We start from the raw sequence: 25,670 nt of genomic DNA, 5'->3' as shown, positions 1-25,670 counted from the left end.
TCTGCTGGCTGATTGTGGCGGCGCTGCGCGCCGTCAGAGCTGGAAGTAATAGGGCTGGTCGAGATCCTCGATCAGCCCTTTTTCCTTGGGCTCCCAGCCGAGGAGGGCACGCGTTTTCGCGCTCGAGGTCGGAACGTCGACGGATGCAAATCGTGCGAACCAGCCGAAATGCGCCTCGGCTTCATCAGCGGATTTCGAGACCACGGGCACGCCGAGCCTTTTTCCGATCATCTCCGCAATCACCTTGAACGGCACGCCTTCCTCGGCGATCGCGTGATAGCGGCGAGCGGATGCGCCTTGCTCCAGCGCGAGCCGGTAGACGCGCGCGGCATCGAGGCGGTGCGCGGCCGGCCAGCGGTTGCTGCCGTCGCCGATATAGGCCGCAGCACCTTTCTCGCGCGCGATCGCGATCAGGCGCGGCACAAAGCCGTGGTCGCCTTCGCCATGGGTCGTGGGTGGCAGCCGCACGATGCCGGCGCGGACGCCGCGTTCGCTAAGCTCCTTGGCGGTGGCTTCCGAGACGCGGGGAAAGTGGCGGGCGGCCGCGTCGTCCTCGGTGGCGAGCCGTCCGGGCGCGAGCAGCGCCACGCCTGAGGTGACGATGAGCGGCCGCTCGGAGCCTTCGAGCCCTTCGCCGATTGCCAGGATCGCGCGGCGGTCGAGTTCGCAATTGTCGGCGAATTTCGAGAAGTCGTGGTTGAAGGCGAGGTGAAGCACGCCATCGGAGGCGGCTGCGCCGCTACGCAAGGACGCGTGGTCCTCCAGCGAGCCGCGATGGACGTCGGCGCCCATTGCGGTGACAGCGGCCGCACCGGCATCGGTTCGGGCGAGGCCGGTGACGTGATGGCCGGCGGCGATCAGGTCCTGCACGACGGCGGAACCGACGAAGCCGGTGGCGCCGGTGACGAAAACACGCATGAGCAAATCTCCAGGGATCGGTCGAGAGGTTGGTGGAGACGACCATCCGCGCGAGGATTATCCTGGTAAAGTAGTGACATTATCAGGGTATAGTAGGTAACAGGATGAGCGAGACTGCGACCGCTGAAAACCTGCTCGGGACCTATTTGAAGGACCGCCGCACCCGGCTTGATGCGGCCGCGTTCGGCCTCGGTGGTAGCCGCAGGCGCACGCCCGGCCTGCGGCGCGAGGAGGTGGCGCAGCGCGCCAATATCAGCGCGACCTGGTACACGTGGCTGGAGCAGGGCCGCGGCGGGGCGCCGTCGGCCGACGTGCTCGACCGCATCGCCGGCGCCTTGATGCTGACCGATGTCGAGCGCGAGCACCTGTTCCTGATCGGGCTCGGCCGTCCGCCCGAAGTGCGCTACCAGGCCACCGAAGGCGTCTCGCCGCGGCTGCAGCGCGTGCTCGACGCGCTGGAATTCAGCCCCGCGCTGGTACGGACCGCGACCTGGGACGTCATCGCCTGGAATCGTGCCGCAAGCGCCGTGTTGACCGATTACGGCGCGATCCCGCCGGGACAGCGCAACATCCTGCGCTTCATCTTCTGCGATCCGCGCGTGCGCGCCGCGCAATATGACTGGGACAGCGTGGCCCGCTTCGTGGTGGCGGCGTTCCGGGCAGATGCCGCGCGGGCCGGTGCCGTCTCGCATGTCGCCGATTTCGTCGACGAGCTCTGTCGGACCAGTCCGGAATTCGCGGCGCTCTGGCGCGACAATGACGTGCGCCACCATGGCGACGGCACCAAGCGGCTGCGGCATCCCGTTCACGGCACGATGTCGTTCGAATATTCGAGCTTCAATGTCGAGGGCCGCTCCGACCTCAGCATGATCGTCTACAACCCGGCGACGCCCGAAGATGCCGACCGGATCAAAAACCTGCTCACCGAGCGCGCCGACTGACGGATTTTGCGCCCTCGTGCGTTTAACCCGCATCTGACTTTGAAGGGGCGGGCGGCATCGTGGGCAGCGCGACTGTGAATCGGATTGTCTTGCAGGCGGCAGAGCGTTTTGCGGCGGGGCGGCCGGATCAGGCCGACGCGCTCTGTGCAGAGGCGCTGAGGGCCGCGCCGGATCATGTGCCGGCGCTGCATCTTGCCGCCGTGGCCGCCTTCGTCACCGACCGCGCGGCCGACGGCGCGGCGCTGCTTGGCCGTGTATTCAACATCGATCCGGAGCACGCGCCGGCACTCGTCACGCTCGGCGATGCACTGGCCGTGAAGGGCGAGCAGGAGGGCGCCGTGGCGGCGTTCCGGCGCGCGCTGGTCCGGCGTCCGGACGATGCCGGCCTGCACAACAAGCTCGGCGTGGCGCTCGGCGAGCTCGCGCGCTTCGACGAGGCCGAAGCCGCCTATCGCCGCGCGCTGGCGCTTGACGCGCATCTCACCCGTGCCTGCTTCAATCTCGCCGTCGCGCTTGCCGGGCAGGGGCGTCTGACTGAAGCGGAACAGGCCTATCGCGCGGTCATCGCGAGGGAGCCGGCCTATCGCGGCGTCTGGCTCAATCTCGGCAATCTCCTCATCGACCAGACGAGGCTCGGCGAGGCGGAGGCCGCCTATCGCCGCGGCCTCGATACCGATCCTGACGATCCCGGGCTGCTCGGCAATCTCGGCGCCGTGCTCTACAGGCAAGGGTTGCTCGAAGACGCCATTGTCCAGTACCGCCGCGCGATTGCGCTTGTGCCGGACAACGCTCCGGCGCTCCGTCTGCTCGGCCTCGTCCTGCACGAGGCCGGTCATCTGCCACAGGCCGCCGAGATCTACCAGCGGACCTTCGCGCTCGATTCATCGGACCACGTGATCGCAAGCAATCTCGGCGCCTGCTTCTCCGAACTCGGCGCGCTGGACGAGGCGATTGGCGCCTGCGAGCGCGCGCTGCTGCTCAAGCCGGATCACGCACCGGCCTGGACCAATCTCGGCATCATCTTCGAGAAGCAGGATCGCGCCGCCGACGCAGTCGCCGCGCATCGCTGCGCGGTCGTGGCCGATCCAGCCTACGCCAAGGGTCACGCCAATCTCGCGGTCGCGCTGCGCAATGCCGGCGAGATCGACGAGGCGCTGGCGGTCTCGCATCGCGCGATCGCGCTCGATCCGGAGCAGCCGCTCGCGCAATACAACCACGCGCATTTCCTGCTGATGAACGGCGACTTCGCAAGGGGGTTCGAGGCCTATCAATGGCGGCGCAAATGCAAGACGCTGACGGACGGCGATCCCTCGTTCAGCGAGCCGGAATGGCAGGGCGAGCCGCTCGAGGGCCGCACATTGCTTCTGTTCGCCGAGTACGGTCTTGGCGATGCGCTGCATTTCGTGCGCTATCGGCCGATGGTGACGGCGAGCGGCGGCAAGGTCATCCTGCAGGTTCAGCCCGCGCTCGCCTCACTGCTGCGGCAGCTGCCCGATGTCGAGGTGATCGCGCGCGGTGAAGTGCTGCCGCCGTTCGATCTGCAACTGCCGCTGATGAGCCTGCCGCGTGTGTTTGGCACCACGCTCGACACCATTCCGGCCGATGTGCCGTACCTGCATCCCGATCCGGCGAAGCTCGCCCGGTGGAAGGCGGCGCTCGCGGATGTGACAGTGCTGAAGGTCGGCGTGGTCTGGGCCGGCAACGCCAGGCACAAGGGCGACCGCCAGCGCTCGCTGCCTGCCGCGGCCGTGCTGCCGCGCCTCGTGATGCCGGGCGTGCAGCTCTACAGCCTGCAAAAGGAGCCGCGCCCGGACGATGCTTCGGTGCTGGCAGCGCTCGGCAACGACATCGTCGATCTCGCGCCGGGGCTCGGCGATTTCGCCGACACCGCCGCAGCGGTCGCGGCGCTCGATCTCGTCATCGCCGTCGACACGTCGGTCGCCCATCTCGCCGGCGCGCTCGGCTGTCCGGTGTGGATGCTGACGCCATACGCGCTCGACTGGCGCTGGCTGCGCGATCGCGAGGACAGTCCGTGGTATCCGACCATGCGGCTGTTCCGCCAGCGCGCCCCGCGCGAGTGGGACGATCCGCTGTTGCGCATCTCGGCCGCGCTTGCGGTGCTGGCGGCGACGGCCGGAAGCTAGAACCGCTCCGGCCGGTACGGCGCGGGATCGATGGCGGGCGTCTCGCCGCTCATCATCTCGGCGAGCAGGCGTCCGGTCGCGGGCCCCAGCGTAAAGCCCTGGTGGCCGTGGCCGAAATTCATCCAGAGGCCGGGATGGCGCGGGGCGCGGCCGAGAACGGGCAGCATGTCGGGCGTGCAGGGGCGGGTGCCGAACCACGGATCCGGCTCCACGCGCTTGCCGAGATCGATCAGCTCGCGTGCGGAGGCTTCGGCGCTGGCGAGCTGCACGGGCGTTGCGAGCGCATCCATGCCGGTCAATTCCGCGCCGGTGGTGATGCGGATTCCCTTGGCCATCGGCCCCATGGCGTAACCGCCGGCCTTGTCAACCAGCGGCAGATCGAGCGATGCGCCGCCGCTGTAATGCATGTGATAGCCGCGCTTGCGCACCAGCGGAATGCGATAGCCGAATTTGGTGAGGAGATCGGGCGACCACGGCCCGAGCGTCACGACGGCGGCCGCGGCGTCGATGCCCCCCTGGTCCGTGTCGACCGACCAGCCGGTCGCGGTCTGCCGCAAGCTCTGGGCATCGCCGAGCAAGATGGTGCCGCCGAGCCGCTCGAACAGCTCGGCATAGGCCGTGACCAGTGCGCCGGGATCGGACACGGTCCAGGTGTCGAGCCAATGAATCGCGCCGGGCAGGTCGTCCCGCAGGATCGGTTCGGCCTTGGCGAGCTCGGCCCCCGAGAGCGCGCGAAACCTCACGCCGAATTCGCGTTGGTCGTCTTCCGCCGCCTTGACTGCGAGATCGAAGGAAGCTGCGTCGCGATGCAGATGCCGGTATCCCGCGCGGCGGATCAGATTGTCGGCATGGGCTTCGCGAATGAGGATGTCGTGTTCTGCCGTCGCGTAGGCGATCAGCCGCGCCCAGGCGTCGATCGCCTCGCGATGCCGCTTCGGCGCCGAATGCCACCAGTAGCGGAGCAGGGGCTCGATATGGAGATGCAGCGACGACAGGCTGTAGCGCACGTCGTTGGTGCGGCCGGTCGCGATCTTCAGGAGCGTGGCGAGGTCGCGCGGCATCGGATAGGGGCGGACCGCTTCCGCCTGGATCATGCCGGCATTGCCGTAGCTGGTCTCACGGCCCGGCTCCCTGCGGTCGACGAGCGTGACAGACCAGCCGCGCTGCTGGAGGTGCAGCGCCGCGCTCACGCCGATCATGCCACCGCCGAGAACAATTGCACTTCGCATCGACACTGACCTCACCAAATCAAAACCGCCCGGTTTAGCCGGGCGGTTTCAACTGTCTTGTTCGTTCTACTCGCCGCCGCCGAAGCGCCGCGACCACCAGCCGGCGCGACGCGGTGCGGCCGGCGTTTCGCTTGCCGCTTCCGGCGCGGGCTCGGGTGCCGGTGGAGCGACAGGCTCGACCGCCTGCGCAACCGGCACTGCCGGTTCGCTCGGGCTGCTCGACAGGAAGCTCACCTTTTCGCGCACCGTGGAGCGGCGCCGGGCGGCCTTGTCGTCGGCGGGCTCTTCTTCCGCCGCAACGGGAGCAGCAGCCGGCTCCGGCTGGGCCGGCGCTTCGAAGCGGAGCTCGGGCTGGGTGTCTTGTCGAGCGATTTGCGGCTCGGCGGTCGCCTCGGCCTGCGCGATCGAGGGCGCAGCCTCGCCGCCGGCACCGTCGAAATCGGCAACCGCGTCGCTCGCTTCCGGCGGTGCATTGGCTGCGAGCTCGTCGCTGATGGAGCCGGCGAGACCTTCCTCGCCATTGCCACGCCGACGGCGTCCGCCACGGCGGCCACGCCGGCGGCGGCGGTCGCCGCTGCCCTGCTCGCCGCGGGCAGCTTGTTCCTCGCCGCCTTCCTCGCCATCCTGCTCGGACTCGGCATCCTCTTCGCCTTCGCCGGCGGCGGCAGCCGCCTCGGGAAGAGAGGGAGCACCATCCTCCCGCACCTCACCGTCGCGCTGGCCACCGCGGCCGCGCCGGCGGCGGCGGCGCTTGCGGCGTTGGCCGTCCCCTTCGGACGACGCATCGCCGGAGGCCTGTTCCTCGGTGAGACCTTCGGTCTCCTCGGTCTCGACCTCGGACTCCAGTTCCGGATCGAACTCCTCGTCGTCATAGGCTTCTTCAGCCAGCGGCGGCGGGCTCGCAGCCGCCTGCGCCGCGAGCAGCGCCTTGGCGGCTTCGAGCGTATGCACCTGCTCGCCGCGGTCGATCAGATAGGCCTGCGGGCCGCTGACGCTGGGGTCGGCGATGACCGACAGGGTGACCTTGAAGCCGTTCTCGAGGTCGCGCAGATGGCCGCGCTTGTGGTTCAGCACGTAGAGCGCGACGTCGGTGCGGGTGCGGACCACGAGATTGTGGGTCGCGCCTTTCATCAGGATCTCTTCGAGGCCGCGCAGGAGCTGGAGCGCAACCGACGAGACCGAGCGGACGTGGCCGGTGCCGCCGCAATGCGGGCAGGGATCGGTCGAGCTCTCCAGCACGCTGGCGCGGATGCGCTGGCGCGACATCTCCAAGAGGCCGAAATGCGAGATGCGGCCGACCTGGATGCGGGCGCGATCCTGCCGCAGGCAATCGGACAGCTTGCGCTCGACCGCACGGTTGTTGCGCTTCTCGTCCATGTCGATGAAGTCGATGACGATCAGGCCGGCGAGGTCGCGCAGGCGGAGCTGGCGGGCGACCTCTTCGGCCGCTTCCAGATTGGTCTTGAGCGCAGTGTCCTCGATATGGTGCTCGCGGGTCGACCGTCCGGAGTTGACGTCGATCGAGACCAGCGCCTCGGTCTGGTTGATCACGATGTAGCCGCCGGAGCGCAACTGCACGGTCGGCGAGAACATCGCGTCCAGCTGGCTCTCGACGCCCATGCGTGAGAACAGCGGCTGGCCGTCCCGATACTGCTTCACCGCGCTGACATTGGCGGGCATCAGCATCTTCATGAAGTCGCGCGCTTCGCGGTAACCGGATTCGCCGGCGACCGAGATCTCGTCGATCTCCTTGTTGTAGAGGTCGCGCAGCGAGCGCTTGATCAGCGAGCCTTCCTCGTAGACCAGGGTCGGGGCCTGCGACTTCAGCGTCAGGTCGCGCACCGTCTCCCACATCCGGATCAGATATTCGAAGTCACGCTTGATCTCGGGCTTGGTGCGGGCGGCGCCTGCGGTGCGCAGGATGATGCCCATGCCCTCGGGCACGTCCAGGTCCTGCACCACTTCCTTCAGGCGCGAACGATCCTGTGCGCTGGTGATCTTGCGGCTGATGCCGCCGCCGCGCGCGGTGTTCGGCATCAGCACGGCATAGCGGCCGGCGAGCGAGAGGTAGGTCGTCAGCGCCGCGCCCTTGTTGCCGCGCTCTTCCTTGACGACCTGCACCAGCATCACCTGGCGGCGCTTGATGACTTCCTGGATCTTGTACTGGCGGCGCGGGCGGAAGGTGCGCTCCGGCACTTCCTCCAGCACGTCATCGCCGCCGACGGATTCGACGACTTCCTCTTCAGCTTCCTCGCCGTCTTCTTCATCCTCGTCGTCGTCTTCGCCGGCTGCATCCGTAGCCTCGGCATGCGGCGCCTCGGTATTCTCACCGTACACGGCGTCGGCCGGTTCAGCGGCCGACGTCACGGCTTCGGCGAGAGCCTCGGCATGCGCTTCGAAGGCTTGAGCCTCATGCGGCTCGGTAGCGGTCTCGGTCGCGACCACAGGCTCGGCGCCGACGGCAGCGACAGGCGCGGGCGTCTCGTCGGCATGGTCGCGGTCGTGATGATCGTGCGCGCCGTCATGACCATGGTCATGATCGTGCGCGTGATGGTCATCATGGGCACGATGATGGTCGTGACCATGTCCTTCGTGGTCGTGATCGTGATGATCGTGGTCGCCATGATCGTGGTCGTGATGATCGTAGCCTTCGTGCTCGCCGTGATGTTCCGCATCGGCGTGCAGGTGCTCGCCCTCGTGCGGCGCGCCCTCGGTGTGCGGGGCCTCGCCCTCGACCGGCTGGGCCGCGGGATCGGCGCCGGCTTCGAGGCCTTCGACGATGTCGCTGCGGACGCGGTCGCCATGACCGCGGCGGCGGGCGTTGCGGTGGCGCGAACGGCGGCGGCCGTGGGAGCGGTTCTCGCTCTCTTCCTCGGCCTCGCGATGGGCCTGTTCCTCGGCCTCGATCAGCGCCTGCCGGTCGGCGACCGGGATCTGGTAATAGTCGGGATGGATTTCGCTGAAGGCGAGGAAGCCGTGGCGGTTGCCGCCATATTCAACAAAGGCGGCCTGGAGCGAAGGCTCCACCCGGGTGACCTTGGCGAGGTAGATATTCCCGCGCAGTTGCTTGCGTTGCGCGGTCTCGAAATCAAACTCTTCGACGCGATTGCCGCGGACCACGACGACCCGGGTCTCCTCCGGGTGGGTGGCATCGATCAACATCTTGTTGGGCATGTCTTAACTCTTGGCGGCGGCGGGCGCGATTCACCGTGGGCGCGATCTGCGCTGCCGGGTGACGCGACGGTCCACCTGATTCGGGGGTGAGGGGAAGGCCGAAACGCCGTCTCTCGCGCCTTGCCGAATCGGAAGCTGGAGGACCGAAGCGGCGCGCGGGATTGTCACTCCGCAGCGTCGCGAACGGTCCTTCAGAATTCGTCGGCACAGTCTGGCGCATCAAGCGTCGGCCCGTATGAAACATTGGGCGGCGGGGCCGCCCCTCAATCAGTTGCTGCTGGCCAGGCATGGCGCGAGCGCGCTCGCCTTGGGGATTACGAACCGCTCCCTTGGGATTAAGGGACCGGGTAACGGGTCACGTCGCTGTCAAAACCGTCCCGGAAACGCGGTGGTAACCGGGGACCGTCCGCTACCGGGGCTTGACCCGCTCCACCTCGCTGCCGCGCACCGCGCTGGTCTTTGAGGGGATCGGAAAAACGCTGGAATTCCCAAACCTTGAGAGTTCCGGCGCTGCACCGGGAGGCTGAATGCGACACAACCGAAAATATCGGCCGTCAGCACTCCGTACATACGTGGAATGGGCCAACCGTGCAAGGGAGCGTCGCACGGCGGTCACAGTCGGCGAGTTTCGCGAATCTGTCATTAAGGATCGATTAACCCTGTGGTTCTATTGCGTTAAAAGGGCTGCTCGGAGGCACGGAATCGGTGACGAGCCGCACAAATCAAAGGGTTTTGCTGGGATGCGCGCTTCTGTGCGCTGCAGCATTGGCATGTGCTGATTCCTGGCACTTGAGCGCGGCGGAAAGCCAGCCGCAACCCTCTGTTGCGGTAGCGAATTTTCCAATCGCCTCCGCCGCCCGGCTGGCCGGCGATGGCAAGCAGACCCGTTTCATCCTCGATCTCGATCAGACCGTCACCTTCCGCGCGGTTACGCTCGCCGACCCGTACCGGGTGGTGGTCGATGTGCCCCAAGTCAATTTTCAACTGCCCGCGGGCACCGGGACCGGGGGACGGGGACTGGTCAAGGCCTTCCGCTATGGGCTGGTCATGCCCGGCGGCTCGCGGCTCGTGTTCGACCTGACGGGCCCGGCCAAGATCGCCAATTCCTATGTGCTGGAAGCCGCCAATGGCCAGCCGGCCCGGCTCGTGCTCGAGCTGGAGGAGGTCGACCGTTCCGCCTTCGTGCAATCGCTCGCCCCCGAGAAACACCCCGAACTGCGGCCCGCAATCGCCGACGCGCCGCCCGCAACGGTTCCGGCCGCCCCAGCTCCGGACGCCGCGCAGCAAAAGGCCGATGGCCGCCCGGTCGTCGTGATCGATCCCGGCCATGGCGGCATCGACAACGGCACGCAGTCGAGCGGCGAGAGCGAGAAGAACCTGGTGCTGGCCTTTGGCCTGGCGCTGCGCGACCGGCTGGAAAAGACCGGCAAATACCGCGTGGTGATGACACGGGACGACGACACCTTCATTCCGCTCAACGACCGGGTCAAAGTCGCCCGCGGGCTCAAGGCCGCCTTGTTCGTCTCAATCCACGCCGACGCGCTGCCGCGCGCCGAGGGCGATGCGCAGGGCGCGACCATCTACACGCTGTCGGACAAGGCCTCCGACGCCGAGGCGCAGCGACTGGCGGATGCGGAAAACCGGGCGGACGCGATCGCCGGTTTCAATCTCGCGGAGGAGCCGACCGACGTCGCGGACATCCTGATCGACCTCACCCAACGGGAAACCCGTACCTTTTCAAGCCGCTTTGCCCGCCTGTTGATGGGTGAAATGAAGTCAACCGTGCGGATGCACAAGCATCCCCTGAAGTCGGCCGGGTTCCGGGTGCTGAAGGCGCCTGACGTGCCGTCGGTGCTGGTCGAGATCGGCTATGTCTCCAACAAGGGCGACCTCGAGCACCTGGTCTCCGAGGGCTGGCGGTCCAAGGCTGTGGCCTCGATGGCGCAGGCAATCGAGGGGTTCCTGGCCAAGCGGATGGTGACCGCCGGATCGTCGAATTGAGGAAGGGTTTTTCAGGCCCGCCGCAAAAGCCCTAGTTTGGCCACAGCGGGCGCTTTATAAAAATGCCGCAGGGGGGTTCCGGAATCGGCGAGAATCCCGTTCGGCAACGTCTTTGGTCCGGCCCTGATGTAATCGAGTAGGCCGGTGCATTCGCGACGTGAGGTGGGCGCCTGTTTGGGGTGCCTCGATCTTGGGCTGATCCAGAGTTTGAACGGATAAACATACAATGCGCTTGCTGGTGCGGTTCATGGGCTTCCTGTTCGCCGCGGGAACAGTGATGTTCCTTGTCGGTGTCGGGGCCGTGGCAGGCCTGATCTGGCATTTCTCCAAAGACTTGCCGGACTACTCTCAGCTTCAGGATTACGAGCCGCCGGTGATGACGCGCGTGCACGCGGTCGACGGCTCGCTGCTCGGCGAATACGCCAAGGAGCGGCGGCTTTACCTGCCGATCCAGGCGGTGCCGAAGCTCGTGATCAACGCCTTCCTCGCGGCCGAGGACAAGAATTTCTATGAGCATGGCGGCATCGACTACACCGGGATGGCGCGCGCCGGCGTGCTCTTCATCCAGAACTATGGCTCGAACCGGCGTCCGCAAGGCGCCTCCACGATCACCCAGCAGGTCGCCAAGAATTTCCTTCTGACCAACGAGGTCTCGTTCGCCCGCAAGATCAAGGAAGCCTTGTTGGCGATGCGCATCGAGAAGACCTACTCGAAGGACAAGATCCTCGAGCTGTATCTGAACGAGATCTATCTCGGCCTCGGCGCCTACGGCATCGCGGCCGCTTCGCTGGTGTATTTCGACAAGTCGGTGAACGAGCTGACGGTCGCGGAAGCGTCCTATCTCGCCGCGCTGCCGAAGATGCCCGCGACGCTGCATCCGGTGCGCAACCGCGATCGCGCCATCGAGCGTCGTAACTACGTGATCGACCGTCTGCTGGAGAACGGCTGGATCAAGCAGGCCGATGCCGACAAGGCGCGCAAGGAGCCGCTGGCCGTCACCAACCGTTCCAACGGTGCCCACACCTTCGCCGGCGAATATTTCGCCGAGGAAGTCCGCCGCGACATCTTCGAGCGCTACGGCGAGAAGAAGCTTTATGAGGGCGGTCTGTCCGTCCGCACCACGCTCGATCCGAAGATCCAGGTCATGGCGCGCAAGGCCATGGTCGCCGGCCTCGTGAACTATGACGAGCAGCAGGGCTATCGCGGCGCCATGAGCAAGCTCGATATTTCGGGCGATTGGGGCGTGAAGCTCGCCGAGATCAAGTCGCTGTCCGACATCTCGCCATGGCGCATGGCGGTGGTGCTGGAGACCAGCGACCAGTCCGCGCGCATCGGCTTCCAGCCGAACCGCGAGCTCGGCGGCGCCATCAGCAAGCAGCGCGAGACCGGTATCGTCACGGTCGACGGCGTGCGCTGGGCGAGGGCGGCCCAAGGCAATGCCAAGGGCAAGACCCCGACGTCGGTGGCGCAGGTGTTGCAGCCCGGCGACGTGATCTATGCCGATCCGCTCTACACCAAGGAGGGACAGCCGGTCGAAGGCCAGTACCGCCTGCGCCAGATCCCCGAAGTGTCCGGCGCGATGGTGGCGATGGATCCCTGGACCGGCCGCGTGCTCGCGATGGTCGGCGGCTTCTCGTTCGACCAGAGCCAGTTCAACCGCGCCACGCAGGCCTACCGGCAGCCGGGTTCGTCGTTCAAGCCGATCGTCTATTCGGCCGCGCTCGACAACGGCTATACGCCGTCGACCGTCGTGCTCGACGCGCCGATCGAAATCGACCAGGGCCAGGGCGCCGGCGTGTGGCGGCCCGAGAACTTCTCGTCCGGCAAATTCCAGGGACCGGTGACGCTGCGCAACGCGCTGCGGCAGTCGCTGAACACCGTGACCGTGCGCCTCGCACAGGACATCGGCATGCCCCTGATCGGCGAATATGCGCGCCGCTTCGGCGTCTATGACGAATTGCCGAACTATCTCTCCTACGCGCTCGGCGCTGGCGAAACCACGGCGATGCGCATGGTCACGGCCTATTCGATGCTCGCCAATGGCGGCCGCCGGGTGAAGCCGACCTTGATCGACCGCATCCAGGACCGTTACGGCCGCACCATCTTCAAGCACGACCAGCGCGAATGCCGCGGCTGCGACGCGCCGGGCGGCTGGAAGAACCAGGCCGAGCCGCAGCTGATCGACCGCCGCGAGCAGGTGCTGGATTCCATGACCGCCTATCAGATCACCGAGCTGATGGAAGGCGTGGTCCAGGCCGGTACCGCGACCGTGGTCAAGGAGGTCGGCAAGCCGATCGCCGGCAAGACCGGCACCACCAACGAGGCCAAGGACGCCTGGTTCGTCGGCTTCTCGCCCGACGTCGCCGTCGCGATCTACATGGGCTACGACAAGCCGCGTGCGCTCGGTAGGGGCAACGCCGCGACCGGCGGCCATCTGGCTGCTCCCATCGCGCGCGATTTCCTCAAGCTCGCGCTCGCCGACAAGCCCGCGGTTCCGTTCAAGGTGCCGGCCGGCATCAAGCTCGTCCGCGTCGTCTCCAAGACCGGCATGCGCGCCGGTCCCGGCGAGACCGGCGGAACCATCCTCGAAGCCTTCAAGCCGGGCACGGCGCCGCCGGACAACTACTCGGTCATCGGCGTCGCCGACGCCGACGGGCGTATGCCGGCGTCGCAGCAGCAGCAGCCGGATTCCGGCTTCTTCATGCGTCCGGGCACCGGCGGGCTGTACTAGCGGATAAGACAGACGATCGCGGTTCCGGCGGTTGCGCTTTGCAGCCGCCGCCGCTACATCCCGATCTCAATTGCAAGCGGGACCATTTCCGCGAGACCAGAGAACGACATGCGCGCCGAAATCGAACGGTTGGTAGAAGAGATCAAGCAGTCAGTCGGGCTGCTGAGGAGGCATCTTTGACGTCGAGAAATCGACGGCGCGCCTCGCTGAGCTGAACAAGCTCGCAGAAGATCCCAACCTCTGGAACGATCCCCAGAAAGCCCAGAAGCTGATGCAGGAGCGCACCTCGCTTGAGGATTCGCTCTCCGGCATCGGCAAGGTCGAGCAGGAGCTCGAAGACGACATCGGCATGATCGAGCTCGGCGAGGCCGAGGGCGATGCCGGCGTCGTTGCCGAGGCTGAAGCTGCGCTGAAGAACCTCAAGAAGGAAGTGGCGCGGCGCGAGCTCGAGGCGCTGCTCTCGGGCGAGGCCGACCGCTTCGATTCCTATCTCGAAGTCCATGCTGGCGCCGGCGGCACCGAGAGCCAGGACTGGGCGCAGATGCTCTTGCGCATGTACACGCGCTGGGCCGAAACGCACGGCTTCAAGGTCGAGTACCTTGAAGAATCCGAGGGCGAAGAGGCCGGTATCAAGTCGGCGACCATCCAGGTCTCCGGCCACAATGCCTATGGCTGGCTGAAGACCGAGGCGGGCGTGCACCGCCTGGTGCGCATCTCGCCGTTCGATTCCAATGCGCGGCGCCACACCTCGTTTTCGAGCGTGCAGGTGTTCCCGGTCATCGACGACAGCATCAAGATCGACATCAAGGAATCCGACGTTCGTGTCGACACCATGCGTTCGGGCGGCGCCGGTGGCCAGCACGTCAACAAGACCGAGTCCGCGGTGCGCCTGACGCACATTCCGACCGGCGTTGCGGTGGTCTGCCAGGCCGGCCGCTCCCAGCACAAGAACCGCGCGCAGGCGTGGGACATGCTGCGCGCACGCCTTTATGAAATCGAGCTGAAGAAGCGCGAGGAGAAAGCCGCCGCCGACCAGGCCGCCAAGACCGATATCGGCTGGGGCCACCAGATCCGCTCCTACGTGCTGCAGCCCTATCAGATGGTGAAGGATTTGCGCACGGGCGTGCAGACCTCGGACACGTCAGGCGTGCTCGGCGGCGATCTCGACGACTTCATGGCGGCGACGCTGGCGCAGCGCGCCTTCGGCACCACCGGCGCCGACATCGAGGACGTCGACTGATGCCGCGTGTCGCGTTCATCGGGCTCGGGCGGATGGGCCATGGCATGGCCGGCCGCTATCTCGATGCCGGCTTCACGGTGACGCTATGGAATCGCAGCAAGACAAAAGCGGAAGACCTGATCGCGCGCGGCGCGCAATGGGCGACCTCGCCTGAGGATGCCGCGATCGATGCCGATGCGGTCGTGACCATGGTCGCCGACGACGAAGCCTCGCGTGCGGTCTGGCTGGGACCCGAGGGGGCAGCCAAGACGGCCAAGGCCGGCACCATCGCGATTGAATGCTCCACCGTCTCCTATGACCACGCCCGCGAGATGGGCCGCGAGCTGAACGCGCGCGGGCTCATCTACATTGACTGCCCCGTGACGGGATTGCCGGATGCGGCAGCGAGCGGAAAGCTGACGCTGCTCGCCGGCGCCGATGCGGCCGATCTCGCGCGCGCCCACCCGTTCCTCGAACCGATCGGCTCGACCATCCGCCATTTCGGCGCGGTTGGCTCCGGCACTGTCTACAAGCTCATCAACAACCTGATGGGCGCGATCCAGATCGCCGGCCTTGCCGAGGGCCTCGCGATCGCCGAGCAGGCCGGACTCGACATGAATCTCGTGCTGGAATCGATCGAGGCCGGCGTCGCGGCAAGCCCGCAGGTGCAGCGTCACTCCAGGCGCATGGTTGCCCGCGACTTCAGCGGCGCGACCTTTACGGCGGCGCTGCGGCACAAGGATGCCGCCTACGCCGTGAAACTCGCCGAAAGCCTGCTGGCCGACAAGCCGCTGGTCTCGCGCGCTGCGGTCGAGTCCTACGCGCAGGCCAAGGCCGCGATGCCCGATGACGACGAAGGCAAGATGATCGAGCTGGTGTCGCGGCCGAAGAAGCCGTCCTAGCGGGTCGCATCCACATGGTCCGTGTTCCCCGATTTGATCCGAACACGGGAATTCCAAACTTCATCGGAAATCGGGTGGCACTGTCCGCCGCGCTGTCCTAGGCGGCAGGCTCGTCCGCCGAGGTGAAGCACATGTCCCCGAACGACAACAGGATCGACGCGCGAGACTGGTCGCTGCTCGCGGTGCTCTCGGTCCTCTGGGGCGGCTCGTTCTTCTTCAACGGCGCGGCCTTGCGGGAGTTGCCGCCACTGACGCTGGTGTTTTTGCGCGTTGCGCTCGGCACGGCCATTCTGCTGCCGCTCCTGCGCGTGCAGGGGATCGGTTTTCCCAAGGGCATCATCGGTTGGACGCCATTCGTCGCAATCGGGCTGCTCAACAACGCCATCCCGTTCTCGCTGATCGTGATCGGCCAGACTTACATCCCGAGCGGACTGGCATCGATCCTGAACGCGACCACGCCGCTGTTCACGGTGATGGTGATGGCTGCGGCGGGCGAAGAAGCCTTGCAGTTACGCCGGGTGGCCGGCGTCGCGCTGGGCCTCGCGGGCGTGATCATTCTACGCGGATGGGGCATCGAGACGCGGCCGGGGCAGGGGCTCGGCATCCTGCTCTGCCTCGGCGGCGCTTTCAGCTATGGCTTCGCGGCGCTGGCCGCGCGGCGGTTGCTGAAGGACTCAGCCCCGCTTGGGACGGCGACGTTTCAACTGATGGCGTCGACAGTGATGATGGCGGTCGTCGCCGGCGCGGTCGAGCGGCCATGGCATCTGCCGATGCCTGGCCTGACGATTTGGCTCGCGGTGCTCGGGCTAGCCGGCCTGTCGACCGCGCTCGCCTACATCGTCTTCTTTCAGGTCCTGCGCCGTTCGGGCGCGACCAATGTCATGCTGGTGACGCTGCTCATTCCCGTCACCGCCATCCTGTTGGGATGGCTGGTGCTCGGTGAGCCGATCTCCCTGCGCGAGATCGCGGGCGCTATCGTCATCGGAAGTGCGCTGCTGGTGATCGACGGGCGCGTTCTGAATCTGCTGCGGCGCATCGTGTAAGTTCCGGGTCCGTCGTTTCACCGCGCGGAAAATCCTGGCGCTTGCCAGCTGCGGGCGACCTTGCGACACTCTCCACAAAACAAGACTACAAAACACAGGGGAGAGAACGATGCCGGGTCGTCGCGAAAGCCTTGCTGCCCTCGCCATTCTTGCTGCCGGCGTGCTCGTCACGGCACCGGCCTCGGCGCAGAAGAAATACGATCCCGGAGCCACCGACACCGAAGTCAAGATCGGCAACATCATGCCCTATAGCGGGCCGGCGTCGTCCTATGGCGTGATCGGCAAGACCGAAGCCGCCTACTTCAGGATGATCAACGACCAGGGCGGCATCAACGGACGCAAGATCAACTTCATCAGCTATGACGACGCCTATTCGCCGCCGAAGGCGATCGAGCAGGCGCGCAAGCTGGTCGAAAGCGACGAGGTGCTGCTGATCTTCCAGCCGCTCGGCACGCCCTCGAACTCCGCGATCATGAAATACATGAACGCGAAGAAAGTGCCGCAGCTGTTCGTCGCCTCCGGCGGCACCAAGTTCGGCGACCCCAAGAATTTCCCGTGGACCATGGGCTTCCAGCCGAACTACCAGAGCGAGGGGCGGATCTATGCAAAATACATCCGCGATCATTTCCCCAACAGCAAGATCGCCGTGTTCTGGCAGAACGACGACGCCGGCAAGGACCAGTTCAAGGGCCTGAAGGACGGGCTCGGCGACAAGGCCAACATGATCATCGCCGACAAGTCCTATGAGGTCAGCGATCCCTCGATCGACTCGCAGATCGTGGCGCTGCATGACTCGGGCGCCGACATCTTCTTCTCATGGGCCGCCCCGAAGGGATCGGCGCAGGCGATCCGCAAGGTCGGAGAGCTCGGCTGGAAACCAAAATTCTTTCTCGCCAATACGGCGACTTCTATCGCCTCGGTGCTGAAGCCAGCCGGGCTCGACTATTCCAAGGACATCATCTCGACAGCCTATCTGAAGGACCCCACCGATCCGACTTGGGACAAGGATCCCGCCGTGATCAAATGGCGCGCCTTCATGGACAAATATTACCCTGATGGCGACAAGGCCAATGCCAACAACCTCTATGGCTATGTGCAGGCCGAGGCGATGGCCCAGGTGCTGAAGCAGTGCGGCGACAATCTCACGCGTGAGAACGCGATGAAGCAGGCCACGAATCTGAAGGATTTCCACACCGACCTGATGCTGCCCGGCATCATGGTCAACACCTCCGCCGACGACTACTTTCCGATCGAGCAGATGCAGCTGATGCGCTTCAACGGACAGGCCTGGGAGCTGTTCGGCGACGTCATCACCGGCGAGGTCGGGCACGAGCGGAGTCCGTAGCTCGGTTGTATGTGACCGACAGCGGTCGCGGTGTCCAACTCCGCCAAAGAAATGTCCTCCCGGGTGTGTTCTACTTCACATTGCAAGCCGGGTCGGCCAGCGTAGGCTTCGCTATTGTTCGGGCACCTGTGTCGACGCGCGCTGCGCCTCCACGAGGTCCCTGGTCTGAATTGTGCCCTGCCTCGGCGAGGGCAGAGCCAATCATGCAAGCGTCGCCTGCTATGTGGGAGCGCGTAACATGGACATCATCCACGCGATCGTTACGAAGAGCCAATGGATTATTGCGATCTTGGCACTCTTTGTCGTGGCCTGGGCGCGCTTCAACTCTCCGCCCACCAATCGGTCCGGTACGACCTTCGCGCTGTTCTTCTGGGGGGTGATATTCTACTACGCCTTGATGATACCGCTCTGGCTGGTCGTAATGATCGGACTCGTCCAGGGCAGCATCGGGTTCGACTTCGTCGTCGGCCAGGTGAAGGCGGTGGATCCAAAGGCGCAGGCGCAACTGGATCAATATGCTCCGATCGTGGCCGTGCTCATCATCGTCGTCGCTTCGCAATTCCGGCAGGTGGCGCGGATCGACCGGGCCGCGCGCGCATTTTGTGTCAGATTGGCCGCCATTCCGCGTGAAGCCGACCGACTCGCATTTGAACTCGCGCAAACCACGGGCTTCGTCCCGCGCGACGACCTCCGAAGCAAGGTGACCAAAATCGTTTCGGAGAATATCGGTCCGCAAGCGCTGAGTTTCAGCAGGGACGGTACTCTTCCCGACCGCTTCACAAGAGCCATCGGCCTGTACAACCTGTTCGTCGGACCCCGGCAGAATGCTGCGGCCCTCGACTTCACCGGAAATGGATATGGCCGATCCGCCTACGCCATGATCATGCAGATGGGCGACGCGGTGGCGGCTCGTGCGGATGCCCGTTACGAAGAGATGATGCACGCCGGTCTTGCCTTTTTCACGTCGTCGCTTCCAACCCCGGAATTGAAGGACGCTTTGAACCGCAACATTGCTGAGGTCACCAACCTCACTTGCGGCCTCGTATCTCGCTATGTCCTGTTTTGCGAAAGGACCCATAGCGGCCGATTGCAGCGGCTAGCAAGGATGGGTTTCGCCTACAGTCCGGGGCCGACCTTTGGGCTGGATCAATGGGCGACAACGATCTTCCTCGTCACGGCCTGGAGCATTGGCATGATGGTGTTCATGCCGGGAACACTTCCGATCGACGTCGGCAAGGTGCTGACGATTGCGGTCACGTTCGGCGCTTCGATCGGCTTCGCAGTCCTGGGCGCAATCGTCGTGGCGCAACGCTTCATCGGACGCAAGGAAGGCAACACGCCTGGATATCCGCCTATCGCCGAGTTGGTTGTCGCCGGTCTCGTCGTCGTGGGGCTGTCGATTGCGCTCCGGATCGGCATTCCACTCGTGTCCGCCCTGATGCAGGGAGGAGGATATCAGGACGTTCTTAGGCAGTTCATCGAGCGGCTATACGGTGTCATCACGCCTTTCATCTGTACGATTTCCCTCGGGCTCATTTGCTCCTACATGGGATGTTCGCGGATGAGCTGGTACCGCGTGGCGGCCCTCGGGGCTCTCGCGAACGGCGCCGCGATGACCTGTGCGGGGTGGCTGGTCGCGCATATGATCGGCCAGCAAGTACTGGCTCAATTCTATGTACATCCGCAGGATGCGATCCAACTGGTGGCGCTAAGCACTGGCTTAACCGGCTTCATCGTCGGCGGCATGGTCCTCGCGGTCTTCAATGAGTCCGAGCGCATACGCAACGTCGCTGCCGAGCGGATAGCCACCAGTCCGCACAAGGAGTTTCCATCGCATGATGCGCCGTCGATTGCCGGCGGACTCGAACCTCCGCCAGTGACGTCTAGGTTCGACGTCGCCGATGATCTTGGCTACCGCGATCGCGCGGGAGTGGAGGCCTTCGAGGGGGACTACGTCTGCTTCAGGCCCGCGTTCTCCAACCCCGAGATCATCAGTGCCTACATTATCGGCATTCATTGGGACGAAACCGAGTCCTGTCTCATGTTCGAGGAACGCGAACGTGTTGATGCCGGGCATACGCAGAGGGGCCGTGTCTACATCCCCGATGGACGCCCGTTCCTCAACTTCGTCACCCTCGAAAAGGGAGCGATACGTCTGATCATGGTGTCACGTCCCGATAAGAGAAACGAGCCCGCACGCGGTCTGATCACGACGCTGTCCAGTCCCGGTGGCGCCCAGTTTACGCCGGCGAGCGCTCCGATCGTTCTCAGGCGTGTGGGCGATCACACGCTTCAACTCGGCTTCATTCGGCCGGGAGCGCTCAGCTACGAAAGCTATCGCCGCGAACTCGAAATGGTGGTGCCCGTTTTCGGCGTCTTTGCGCTGGCTCCCTCCCAGGCGGCTTGCGTGGCGGCGGAGTAAAAGGCCTAGTCGGCGCTGAACCGCATGCCGGCGCGCAGAAATTTCTGCGGATCGACCGCTTCATCCTCGCTGCGGGTCTCATAATGCAAATGCGGTCCGGCCTTCGCTTTCAATGCCATGCCGCCGGCCACGCCGACGCCGAGCACATACATCCAGCCCTCGTGGAAATCGAACAAATGCGAGTTCAGGAGCGAGCTCGCGATGTTCTGTACGACGGCGGCGATGCCGATCCAGGCCGCAAGACCCTCGCCCAGGAACAGGCGGAGATGGGCGACCCACATCGCGTAGAGCAGGACGACGCCCAGGAGGCCCCACTGCATGGCGACATTGAGGGTCTGGTTGTGCGGATTGCTGACGATCTCCGCATCGAGGCTGCTTCCACCGGTGGCCGCGCGCTCGAACTGGCGCTTGATCGATCCGGTGCCATGACCGGTCCAGGGCGCCTCGGCAAAGCCATGGATCGCCTTGCGCCAATAGGTCAGCCGTTGGGCGGTCGAGGCACGGCTGATGTCCTCGCGGCCGTGGCGGTATTCGACGGCGATGTCCGTGATGCGCTGGCGCAGATAGGGCGAGGTGGTCCAGGTCAGCGCGCTCGCGGCGACCGTGCCCGCGAGCAGGACCAGCGCCGCGCGCCGGCTGAGATGCTTCCAGGCGAACAGGGCGAGCAGCACCGCAATGCAGAGCAGTGCCGTGCGGGCCGAGGCGACGAACACCATGTTGGTGGCGAACAGCAGGATCAATGCCAGACAGACCGCTGTCGCAACCACGCTTCCGCCGCGCCGGAAGGTCAACGCCGGCAGGGCGAGCGCAAAGGCGCAGAGCGTGAATTCCTGGCTCTGATCGATGTAGTTCTTGACGGGAACGCCGGCCGACGCCGTCGCGGTGATTTTCCAGGCGGGATCGAGCAGCACGATCCAGGAATAGACTGCAAGCAGTGCGCAGGACGCGAGAAAGGCAAGGCAAACCCAAAAACCGCGCTCGGATAGGCCGAAGTGATAGAGCAGTGCTGGAATGAGCACGAGCTTTGCGACCGGCTTGATCGCATGCAGCCGGTCCGCCCACGCGGCGTCCGACCAGAGCGTGCCGAGGAGCGCGAGCAGCAGGAAGGCGAAGGGCAGGGCAAAAGCCGGCCGCGCAAGCTTGCGCCCATAGTCGCGCCAGTCGATGGTCGGCGTCACCACGAGCAGCCAGAGCCCGACGAAGATCGAAGGCGCTGTGGTCGACCAAGGCAGCGACGCCGCGATCAGGACGGCGAGCACATCGACGGCCCCGATCAGCGCGGGCGATCTGCCCATGGCTTGCCATCGGGCGCGCAAGGCTTGTGGGCTGGCCCGACCGGACCATACCGCGGGTTCAGCAGTCATGCGCAAGACGCTTATCGCGCGGCGGCCAGGTTGCCCGGGGCATCTTATGCCCGAGGAAGTCGCGCGCCTGGGTCTCGTAGCCAAAACGCTCGGCGAGTTCGTGTCGCCGTGCCCGGATCCTGCCGCGGTACTCCTCCTGACGCGTCAGCACGCGGGTGACAGAAGCTGCGATCGAGTCGGTCGAGAACGGGTCAAAGTAGTCGGCGAGCTCGCGCGCCACCTCACGGAACACCGCGATGTCGGAGCACAGCACCGGCGTGTTCGCGGCCAACGCCTCGATGATCGGCACACCAAAGCCTTCGGCGAAGCTCGGCATGATCAGCCCGTTCGCTTCCGCGATCAGGGCCGCCTTCTCATGTTCGTCGACATAACCGGCGAAGCGGACGTTTGGCGGAAGGTTGCGCATCCGGCTTGTCTCGCCGGCATAGCCGATCACGACGAGATCGGCCTGGGGCACGCCGCGGAAGGCGCGGATCACTGTGGCGACGTTCTTGCGCGGCTCGTTCGAGACGATGACGACGAAGCTCGGCCGCCCCGGACGCCCCGACGGGGCTGGGAGGTGCAGGACATCCGGGGCGTCGAACCGGGTGCGGGGATACACGACCCGCGCCGGTAGGTCCGCAAATTGCGGCAACAGTTCCCTGAACCGCATCATGCTATAGTTTGAAACGAAGGCGAGCTCGTTGGCTTGAAGCAGGCTGGTGAGAAGCCGCGACAGGAACAGCCGCGTTGCGACGTCGCTGAGCTTGAGGTCGGTGAGCGGCAAGAGGTCGTGCACCACGCAGATCACCTTGGCATCCGGCTTGCGCCTGATCGCCACCCGGGTCGGGGTGTCCACGACGATGACGTCGTAGTCGCGTGCATCGACCTGCGGCGGTGGCAGCAGGAAGAAGGCCGAGGAATCCTGATAGCTGTAGAAGCCGGGCTCGAGCTGGAAGGCGCGGAACAATTCGAGATGGCGCAGATCCGGCGGGACGTATTCGAGCGCGGCGGTCCTGTTCTCGATCAGCCGGGTGTTCAGCCCGCGCAGCCCGACGGCGCGCAGCAAGCAGAGGATATAGTCCCACGACACCGACATGGTGGCCTTGTGTCGGAGCCAGTCGAGCGTGCGCCGCAAGCCATTGCGCGTTAGCGGCTCGCCCATGTTGATCTCGTCGAGGAAGCGGTAGAGGGCGAGCAGCTCGATGTTGCGCGCCTCTGACGGAAACAGCTTGGTGCGCCGCTCGCGCCGGCGCAGCTTGCGATAGCGCCTGGTGGTCTCGACCAGCAAGGTCAGCTCGTGGCCCTCGGCCGCGAGCGAGCGCATCAACTCGCGCGTGAAATGGAAGATGCCGCGCTTGTGGTTGGGCTCGCCAAGCGCTTCGGAGACGACGAGGATATTCTGCTTCATGCGCGTTTCTCGCGGAGCTCGAAGGAGTGCGTGACCGGCGGCTCGACCGCGATGGTCGAGGCGATGCGGCCGTGATCGAGATTGATGATGCGGGAGCAGGTGCGGCGCAGCAGCGGCTGGTCGTGCGAGGCGATGATCACGATCGCCGCCTGCGAGACCAGGTTTTGCAGCCGCCGTTCGGCCTTCTCTGCAAAATGCTCGTCGACGACGCTGAGCCATTCGTCGAGCAGCAGGATGTCGGCCGGGAAAGCGGTGGCGGTCGCGAACAACACCCGCATCAGCATTCCCGAGGAGAACATCCGCAGCGGCAGCCGCTGCATCCGCGTCTCGAGCTCGGTGAAGGCCCAGATGTCGTCGATCACGCCGCGTGTCGGCTTGCGACCGCTGATCCGCAGCAGCAGCGCGATATTGTCCTCCGCCACGAAGTCCAGATTGACCCCGGCATTCAGGCCGAGCAGGGGCACGACTTTGCCCCGGACCGTGACGCGGCCACTGCTCGGCGGATAGACGCCGGCGATCAGGCGCAGCAGCGTCGACTTGCCGGAGCCGTTGGGTCCGGCAAGCCCGATACGGGCGCCGGCTTCGGCCTCGATCGTGAAACTGTCGACGGCGCGGATGATCCGCATCTCGCCCGGCTCGCGGATGAGGTGGCCGAGCAGCCGCCGCTTCAGCGAGAAGTCGTAGGCGCCGTAGAGCGGATAATCGAGACAGACATTGTGCAGGCTGATCGAGACCATGCGTCAAATCCAGAAGGCGGCTTTACGCAGGTGGACCAGCGTCAGCACGCTCGCGAAAATCAGCAGCGCCAGCGTGATGAGGACGTAGACGATGCTGGTGGGATCGATATGGCCGCCTGCAAGCGGCTCGCGCCACACCGCGAACAGATGCGTCAGCGGATTGAGACGCATCACCGTCGATCGATGATTGATCATCTCGGCGGACCAGACCACGGGCGAGGCGAGGAAGGCGAGCATCAGCGTGGATTCGATGATCGGCTTGAGGTCGCGATAGCGCGTTGCCGTCGCGCCGAGGACGAGGCTCAAGGCGAAGGTGCAGGCTATGAACAGCAGGAGGCCGGGCAGCGCCGCCAGCGCGTGAGAGAGGTCGTGGGGCGACAGGATCAGCCACAGCGCCAGCGGCACGCAGGCGTTATGCAGCGCGAACAGCGTCTGCCGGAAGGTGCATTGCAGGAGGAAGATCACCGGCGGCAGCGCCCGGTCGCGGATCAGGCTTGCGGAATTCTGAAGCGCCGTGGTCGCGTCGAGCACGACGCTGTTGAGGAAGGTCCATGCCGTCATCGACAGCGCCAGCATCGGCAGGCGCGCCAGCATGTCGGCGTTCGACATCTGGCCGATCACCGAGCCCAAGACTGCGACCACGATCGCCATCTGAAGCGACATCCAGAACGGGCCGAGCAGCGAACGCACGTAGCGGTGGCGCATGTCGGACCAGGCCAACGCCGCCGCGATCCGGACGCTGTCCAGCCAGCCGGTCGCCTGCGGCGGCTCGGCGGCGGTTGCGGGTTCCTCGCACGACGCGGTGACGGCGTCGCGATAGACGGTCTCCATGCCTTCCCTGAAGGCCGTGGCGGAATAGCGGGTGAGGGCACGCGTCCGGGCCGACTGCCCCATGCGGCGGCGGCGCTCGGGATCGCGGATCAGGGTGTCGATGGCATCGCCGAGTTTTTCGGGATCACCGGGCGGCACCGTGATCGCTTCCATGCCGTGGCGGGCAACGTGCGGCACCGCCGTATCGAGCGCCGTGTTCACGACGGGGCGGCCGGCGGCCATGGCCTCGAGCTGGACCAGGCCGAAGGTCTCGGCGTTGGTCACCGATGGCATCACGAAGACGTCGGACAGGCACATCAGCTTGATGCGCTCGCTGTCGTTCACCGAACCGAGCAGCCGGACGCGGTCACCGAGGCCGAGTTCGCGGATCAGTTGCTCCAGCCGCGGCCGCTCGGTGCCTTCGCCGATGATCCAGACCTCGAACTTGCGGTTGACGGCGGCGCGGATCAGCACGTCGAACCCCTTGTAGGGCACGAGCCGGCCGCAGGCGAGCACGAGCCGGCCGCGATCGTTGACGTGGTGCGGCTCTATCTTCGGCCAGTCGTAACCCGAGGTGTCGACGCCGAACGGCACGACGTGACACTTGTCCTCGAATTCCCGCAGGAGCGGCGTGTTCTCGACGAGGGCTTGGTCGGAGACGATGATTGCCTTGGCATGTCGCAAGGTCCGCCGCATCAACGGCTCGACGAGCCAGCGCAGGCCGGCATGGCTGACGATGTCGGCATGCCAGTGCACCACCAGCCGCCGACTGCGTCCGAAGCCGAAGGCGAAGACGAGGTCGGCGAGCGGGAAAGGCGCGTGGAGCGCGAGCAGATCGTGCTCGGCGCTTCTGCGCCAGAGACGCCAGGGATAGGTGGGGGCGGCCGGCAGCGACAGCAAATTGCCGAACGAGCGGACGCGCTCGACCGGTACGTCGTCGACGACGATCTCGCGCTGCTCGGCCGATTGCGAGCAGACCAGCACGGCAGAGGCGAAACTGTCCTTCAGGCTCGCGCAGATGTCGCGGATCACCGTGAGCGTGCCGCCGAACAGGTCGGGATAATAGATCTTGAAGATGTGCAGTACCGACGGGCGACGCGGAGTTTCGCTGGTGTGATGCATGATGGTGTCAGCCTGCGAGAAGGGCTGCGACGAACGGTGCGGCGAGCACCGAGATGAAGATCACGCCGCGCAGCAGCGCCGGCAGCATCGGTTCGATTGCGCCGTGCCCCCAGTCAGGAGCCGGTACGGCACGCGGTGAGCTGGAATTGCGGACCAAGCGGTCAGCCATGGGTGTGAG

The 25,670-nt window shown here is 65.6% G+C and carries 18 protein-coding genes; 10 read left to right on the top strand and 8 right to left on the bottom strand.

Going from position 1 to position 25,670, the window contains the following annotated elements:
- Positions 1-33 precede the first annotated feature (33 nt).
- On the bottom strand, positions 34-918 hold the full coding sequence (locus JQ627_RS09940; protein ID WP_212483991.1) for an SDR family oxidoreductase: 885 nt from the start codon (positions 916-918) through the stop codon (positions 34-36).
- A gap of 104 nt (positions 919-1,022) precedes the next feature.
- Between JQ627_RS09940 and JQ627_RS09935 the strand changes: the two genes are divergently transcribed.
- A complete protein-coding gene (locus JQ627_RS09935) occupies positions 1,023-1,859 on the top strand; it encodes a helix-turn-helix transcriptional regulator (protein WP_212483990.1) in 837 nt (278 codons plus the stop codon).
- A gap of 74 nt (positions 1,860-1,933) precedes the next feature.
- The gene (locus JQ627_RS09930; protein ID WP_312015750.1) at positions 1,934-4,003 is read left to right on the top strand and encodes a tetratricopeptide repeat protein; all 2,070 of its coding nucleotides are present in this window, start codon (positions 1,934-1,936) and stop codon (positions 4,001-4,003) included.
- On the opposite strand, the gene JQ627_RS09925 is transcribed toward JQ627_RS09930, so the two are convergent.
- Together JQ627_RS09925 and JQ627_RS09920 are read right to left on the bottom strand one after the other, a co-directional pair.
- Positions 4,000-5,232: an FAD-binding oxidoreductase gene (locus tag JQ627_RS09925; protein WP_212483988.1), complete on the bottom strand. Its 1,233-nt coding sequence runs from the start codon at positions 5,230-5,232 to the stop codon at positions 4,000-4,002. The two genes, JQ627_RS09930 and JQ627_RS09925, sit on opposite strands and share 4 nt — an antisense overlap.
- 66 nt (positions 5,233-5,298) lie before the next feature.
- Entirely contained in the window at positions 5,299-7,677 is a 2,379-nt protein-coding gene (locus tag JQ627_RS09920) for a ribonuclease E/G (protein WP_312015749.1), read from the bottom strand.
- Here JQ627_RS09920 and JQ627_RS39620 point away from each other — a divergent pair.
- The 8 genes from JQ627_RS39620 to JQ627_RS09885 all read left to right on the top strand — a co-directional run bounded on the left by JQ627_RS39620 (position 7,621) and on the right by JQ627_RS09885 (position 20,069).
- Complete coding sequence (locus tag JQ627_RS39620) at positions 7,621-8,496, top strand: hypothetical protein (RefSeq protein WP_312015748.1); 876 nt, start codon at positions 7,621-7,623, stop codon at positions 8,494-8,496. The genes JQ627_RS09920 and JQ627_RS39620 overlap by 57 nt on opposite strands.
- A 615-nt stretch (positions 8,497-9,111) precedes the next feature.
- A complete protein-coding gene (locus JQ627_RS09915; RefSeq protein ID WP_212483986.1) occupies positions 9,112-10,407 on the top strand; it encodes an N-acetylmuramoyl-L-alanine amidase in 1,296 nt (431 codons plus the stop codon).
- A 226-nt stretch (positions 10,408-10,633) separates the two neighbouring features.
- Positions 10,634-13,138: a penicillin-binding protein 1A gene (locus JQ627_RS09910; RefSeq protein WP_212483985.1), complete on the top strand. Its 2,505-nt coding sequence runs from the start codon at positions 10,634-10,636 to the stop codon at positions 13,136-13,138.
- Positions 13,139-13,246: 108 nt separating this feature from the next.
- Positions 13,247-14,378, top strand: a protein-coding gene (prfB, locus tag JQ627_RS09905) for a peptide chain release factor 2 (protein ID WP_212483984.1) whose coding sequence is annotated in 2 segments (ribosomal slippage) — positions 13,247-13,315 and positions 13,317-14,378 — 1,131 coding nt in all. Because the reading frame shifts where the segments join, the coding sequence is not laid out codon by codon here.
- The gene (locus tag JQ627_RS09900) at positions 14,378-15,259 is read left to right on the top strand and encodes an NAD(P)-dependent oxidoreductase (protein WP_212483983.1); all 882 of its coding nucleotides are present in this window, start codon (positions 14,378-14,380) and stop codon (positions 15,257-15,259) included. Before prfB ends, JQ627_RS09900 begins: the two co-directional genes overlap by 1 nt.
- A gap of 131 nt (positions 15,260-15,390) precedes the next feature.
- Complete coding sequence (locus JQ627_RS09895; RefSeq protein WP_212483982.1) at positions 15,391-16,302, top strand: DMT family transporter; 912 nt, start codon at positions 15,391-15,393, stop codon at positions 16,300-16,302.
- Between the two features lie 109 nt (positions 16,303-16,411).
- Complete coding sequence (locus JQ627_RS09890; RefSeq protein WP_212483981.1) at positions 16,412-17,647, top strand: ABC transporter substrate-binding protein; 1,236 nt, start codon at positions 16,412-16,414, stop codon at positions 17,645-17,647.
- 238 nt (positions 17,648-17,885) lie between these two features.
- Positions 17,886-20,069 carry a hypothetical protein gene (locus JQ627_RS09885; protein ID WP_212483980.1) on the top strand — a complete coding sequence of 728 codons (2,184 nt, stop codon included), beginning with the start codon at positions 17,886-17,888 and terminating at the stop codon, positions 20,067-20,069.
- Between the two features lie 5 nt (positions 20,070-20,074).
- On the opposite strand, the gene JQ627_RS09880 is transcribed toward JQ627_RS09885, so the two are convergent.
- The 5 genes from JQ627_RS09880 to JQ627_RS09860 are packed head-to-tail and all read right to left on the bottom strand — an operon-like array spanning position 20,075 to position 25,661.
- Complete coding sequence (locus JQ627_RS09880) at positions 20,075-21,433, bottom strand: O-antigen ligase (protein WP_212483979.1); 1,359 nt, start codon at positions 21,431-21,433, stop codon at positions 20,075-20,077.
- Positions 21,423-22,823 carry a glycosyltransferase family 1 protein gene (locus tag JQ627_RS09875; RefSeq protein WP_212483978.1) on the bottom strand — a complete coding sequence of 467 codons (1,401 nt, stop codon included), beginning with the start codon at positions 22,821-22,823 and terminating at the stop codon, positions 21,423-21,425. Before JQ627_RS09875 ends, JQ627_RS09880 begins: the two co-directional genes overlap by 11 nt.
- Complete coding sequence (locus JQ627_RS09870; protein ID WP_212483977.1) at positions 22,820-23,560, bottom strand: ABC transporter ATP-binding protein; 741 nt, start codon at positions 23,558-23,560, stop codon at positions 22,820-22,822. The genes JQ627_RS09875 and JQ627_RS09870 overlap by 4 nt, the downstream gene beginning before the upstream one ends.
- Positions 23,561-23,563: 3 nt before the next feature.
- Complete coding sequence (locus tag JQ627_RS09865) at positions 23,564-25,492, bottom strand: glycosyltransferase (protein WP_212483976.1); 1,929 nt, start codon at positions 25,490-25,492, stop codon at positions 23,564-23,566.
- Positions 25,493-25,499: 7 nt separating this feature from the next.
- The gene (locus JQ627_RS09860) at positions 25,500-25,661 is read right to left on the bottom strand and encodes a hypothetical protein (protein WP_212483975.1); all 162 of its coding nucleotides are present in this window, start codon (positions 25,659-25,661) and stop codon (positions 25,500-25,502) included.
- Positions 25,662-25,670: the final 9 nt, after the last annotated feature.

The sequence above is a fragment of the Bradyrhizobium liaoningense genome (assembly GCF_018130785.1).
Lineage (GTDB): Bacteria > Pseudomonadota > Alphaproteobacteria > Rhizobiales > Xanthobacteraceae > Bradyrhizobium > Bradyrhizobium liaoningense_A.
Note: the sequence above shows the minus strand (reverse complement) of the source record. Positions and strands in the feature narration are given on the sequence as shown.

What these genes read in the sequence shown, in the direction of transcription:
- JQ627_RS39620 (WP_312015748.1), top strand. Translation starts at nt 7,621, where the DNA reads ATGCGCTTCGAAGGCTTGAGCCTCATGCGGCTCGGTAGCGGTCTCGGT.
- JQ627_RS09870 (WP_212483977.1), bottom strand. Translation starts at nt 23,560, where the DNA reads ATGGTCTCGATCAGCCTGCACAATGTCTGTCTCGATTATCCGCTCTAC.
- JQ627_RS09875 (WP_212483978.1), bottom strand. Translation starts at nt 22,823, where the DNA reads ATGAAGCAGAATATCCTCGTCGTCTCCGAAGCGCTTGGCGAGCCCAAC.
- JQ627_RS09900 (WP_212483983.1), top strand. Translation starts at nt 14,378, where the DNA reads ATGCCGCGTGTCGCGTTCATCGGGCTCGGGCGGATGGGCCATGGCATG.
- JQ627_RS09935 (WP_212483990.1), top strand. Translation starts at nt 1,023, where the DNA reads ATGAGCGAGACTGCGACCGCTGAAAACCTGCTCGGGACCTATTTGAAG.
- JQ627_RS09860 (WP_212483975.1), bottom strand. Translation starts at nt 25,661, where the DNA reads ATGGCTGACCGCTTGGTCCGCAATTCCAGCTCACCGCGTGCCGTACCG.
- JQ627_RS09890 (WP_212483981.1), top strand. Translation starts at nt 16,412, where the DNA reads ATGCCGGGTCGTCGCGAAAGCCTTGCTGCCCTCGCCATTCTTGCTGCC.
- JQ627_RS09910 (WP_212483985.1), top strand. Translation starts at nt 10,634, where the DNA reads ATGCGCTTGCTGGTGCGGTTCATGGGCTTCCTGTTCGCCGCGGGAACA.
- JQ627_RS09940 (WP_212483991.1), bottom strand. Translation starts at nt 918, where the DNA reads ATGCGTGTTTTCGTCACCGGCGCCACCGGCTTCGTCGGTTCCGCCGTC.
- JQ627_RS09925 (WP_212483988.1), bottom strand. Translation starts at nt 5,232, where the DNA reads ATGCGAAGTGCAATTGTTCTCGGCGGTGGCATGATCGGCGTGAGCGCG.
- JQ627_RS09895 (WP_212483982.1), top strand. Translation starts at nt 15,391, where the DNA reads ATGTCCCCGAACGACAACAGGATCGACGCGCGAGACTGGTCGCTGCTC.
- JQ627_RS09880 (WP_212483979.1), bottom strand. Translation starts at nt 21,433, where the DNA reads ATGACTGCTGAACCCGCGGTATGGTCCGGTCGGGCCAGCCCACAAGCC.
- JQ627_RS09865 (WP_212483976.1), bottom strand. Translation starts at nt 25,492, where the DNA reads ATGCATCACACCAGCGAAACTCCGCGTCGCCCGTCGGTACTGCACATC.
- JQ627_RS09885 (WP_212483980.1), top strand. Translation starts at nt 17,886, where the DNA reads ATGGACATCATCCACGCGATCGTTACGAAGAGCCAATGGATTATTGCG.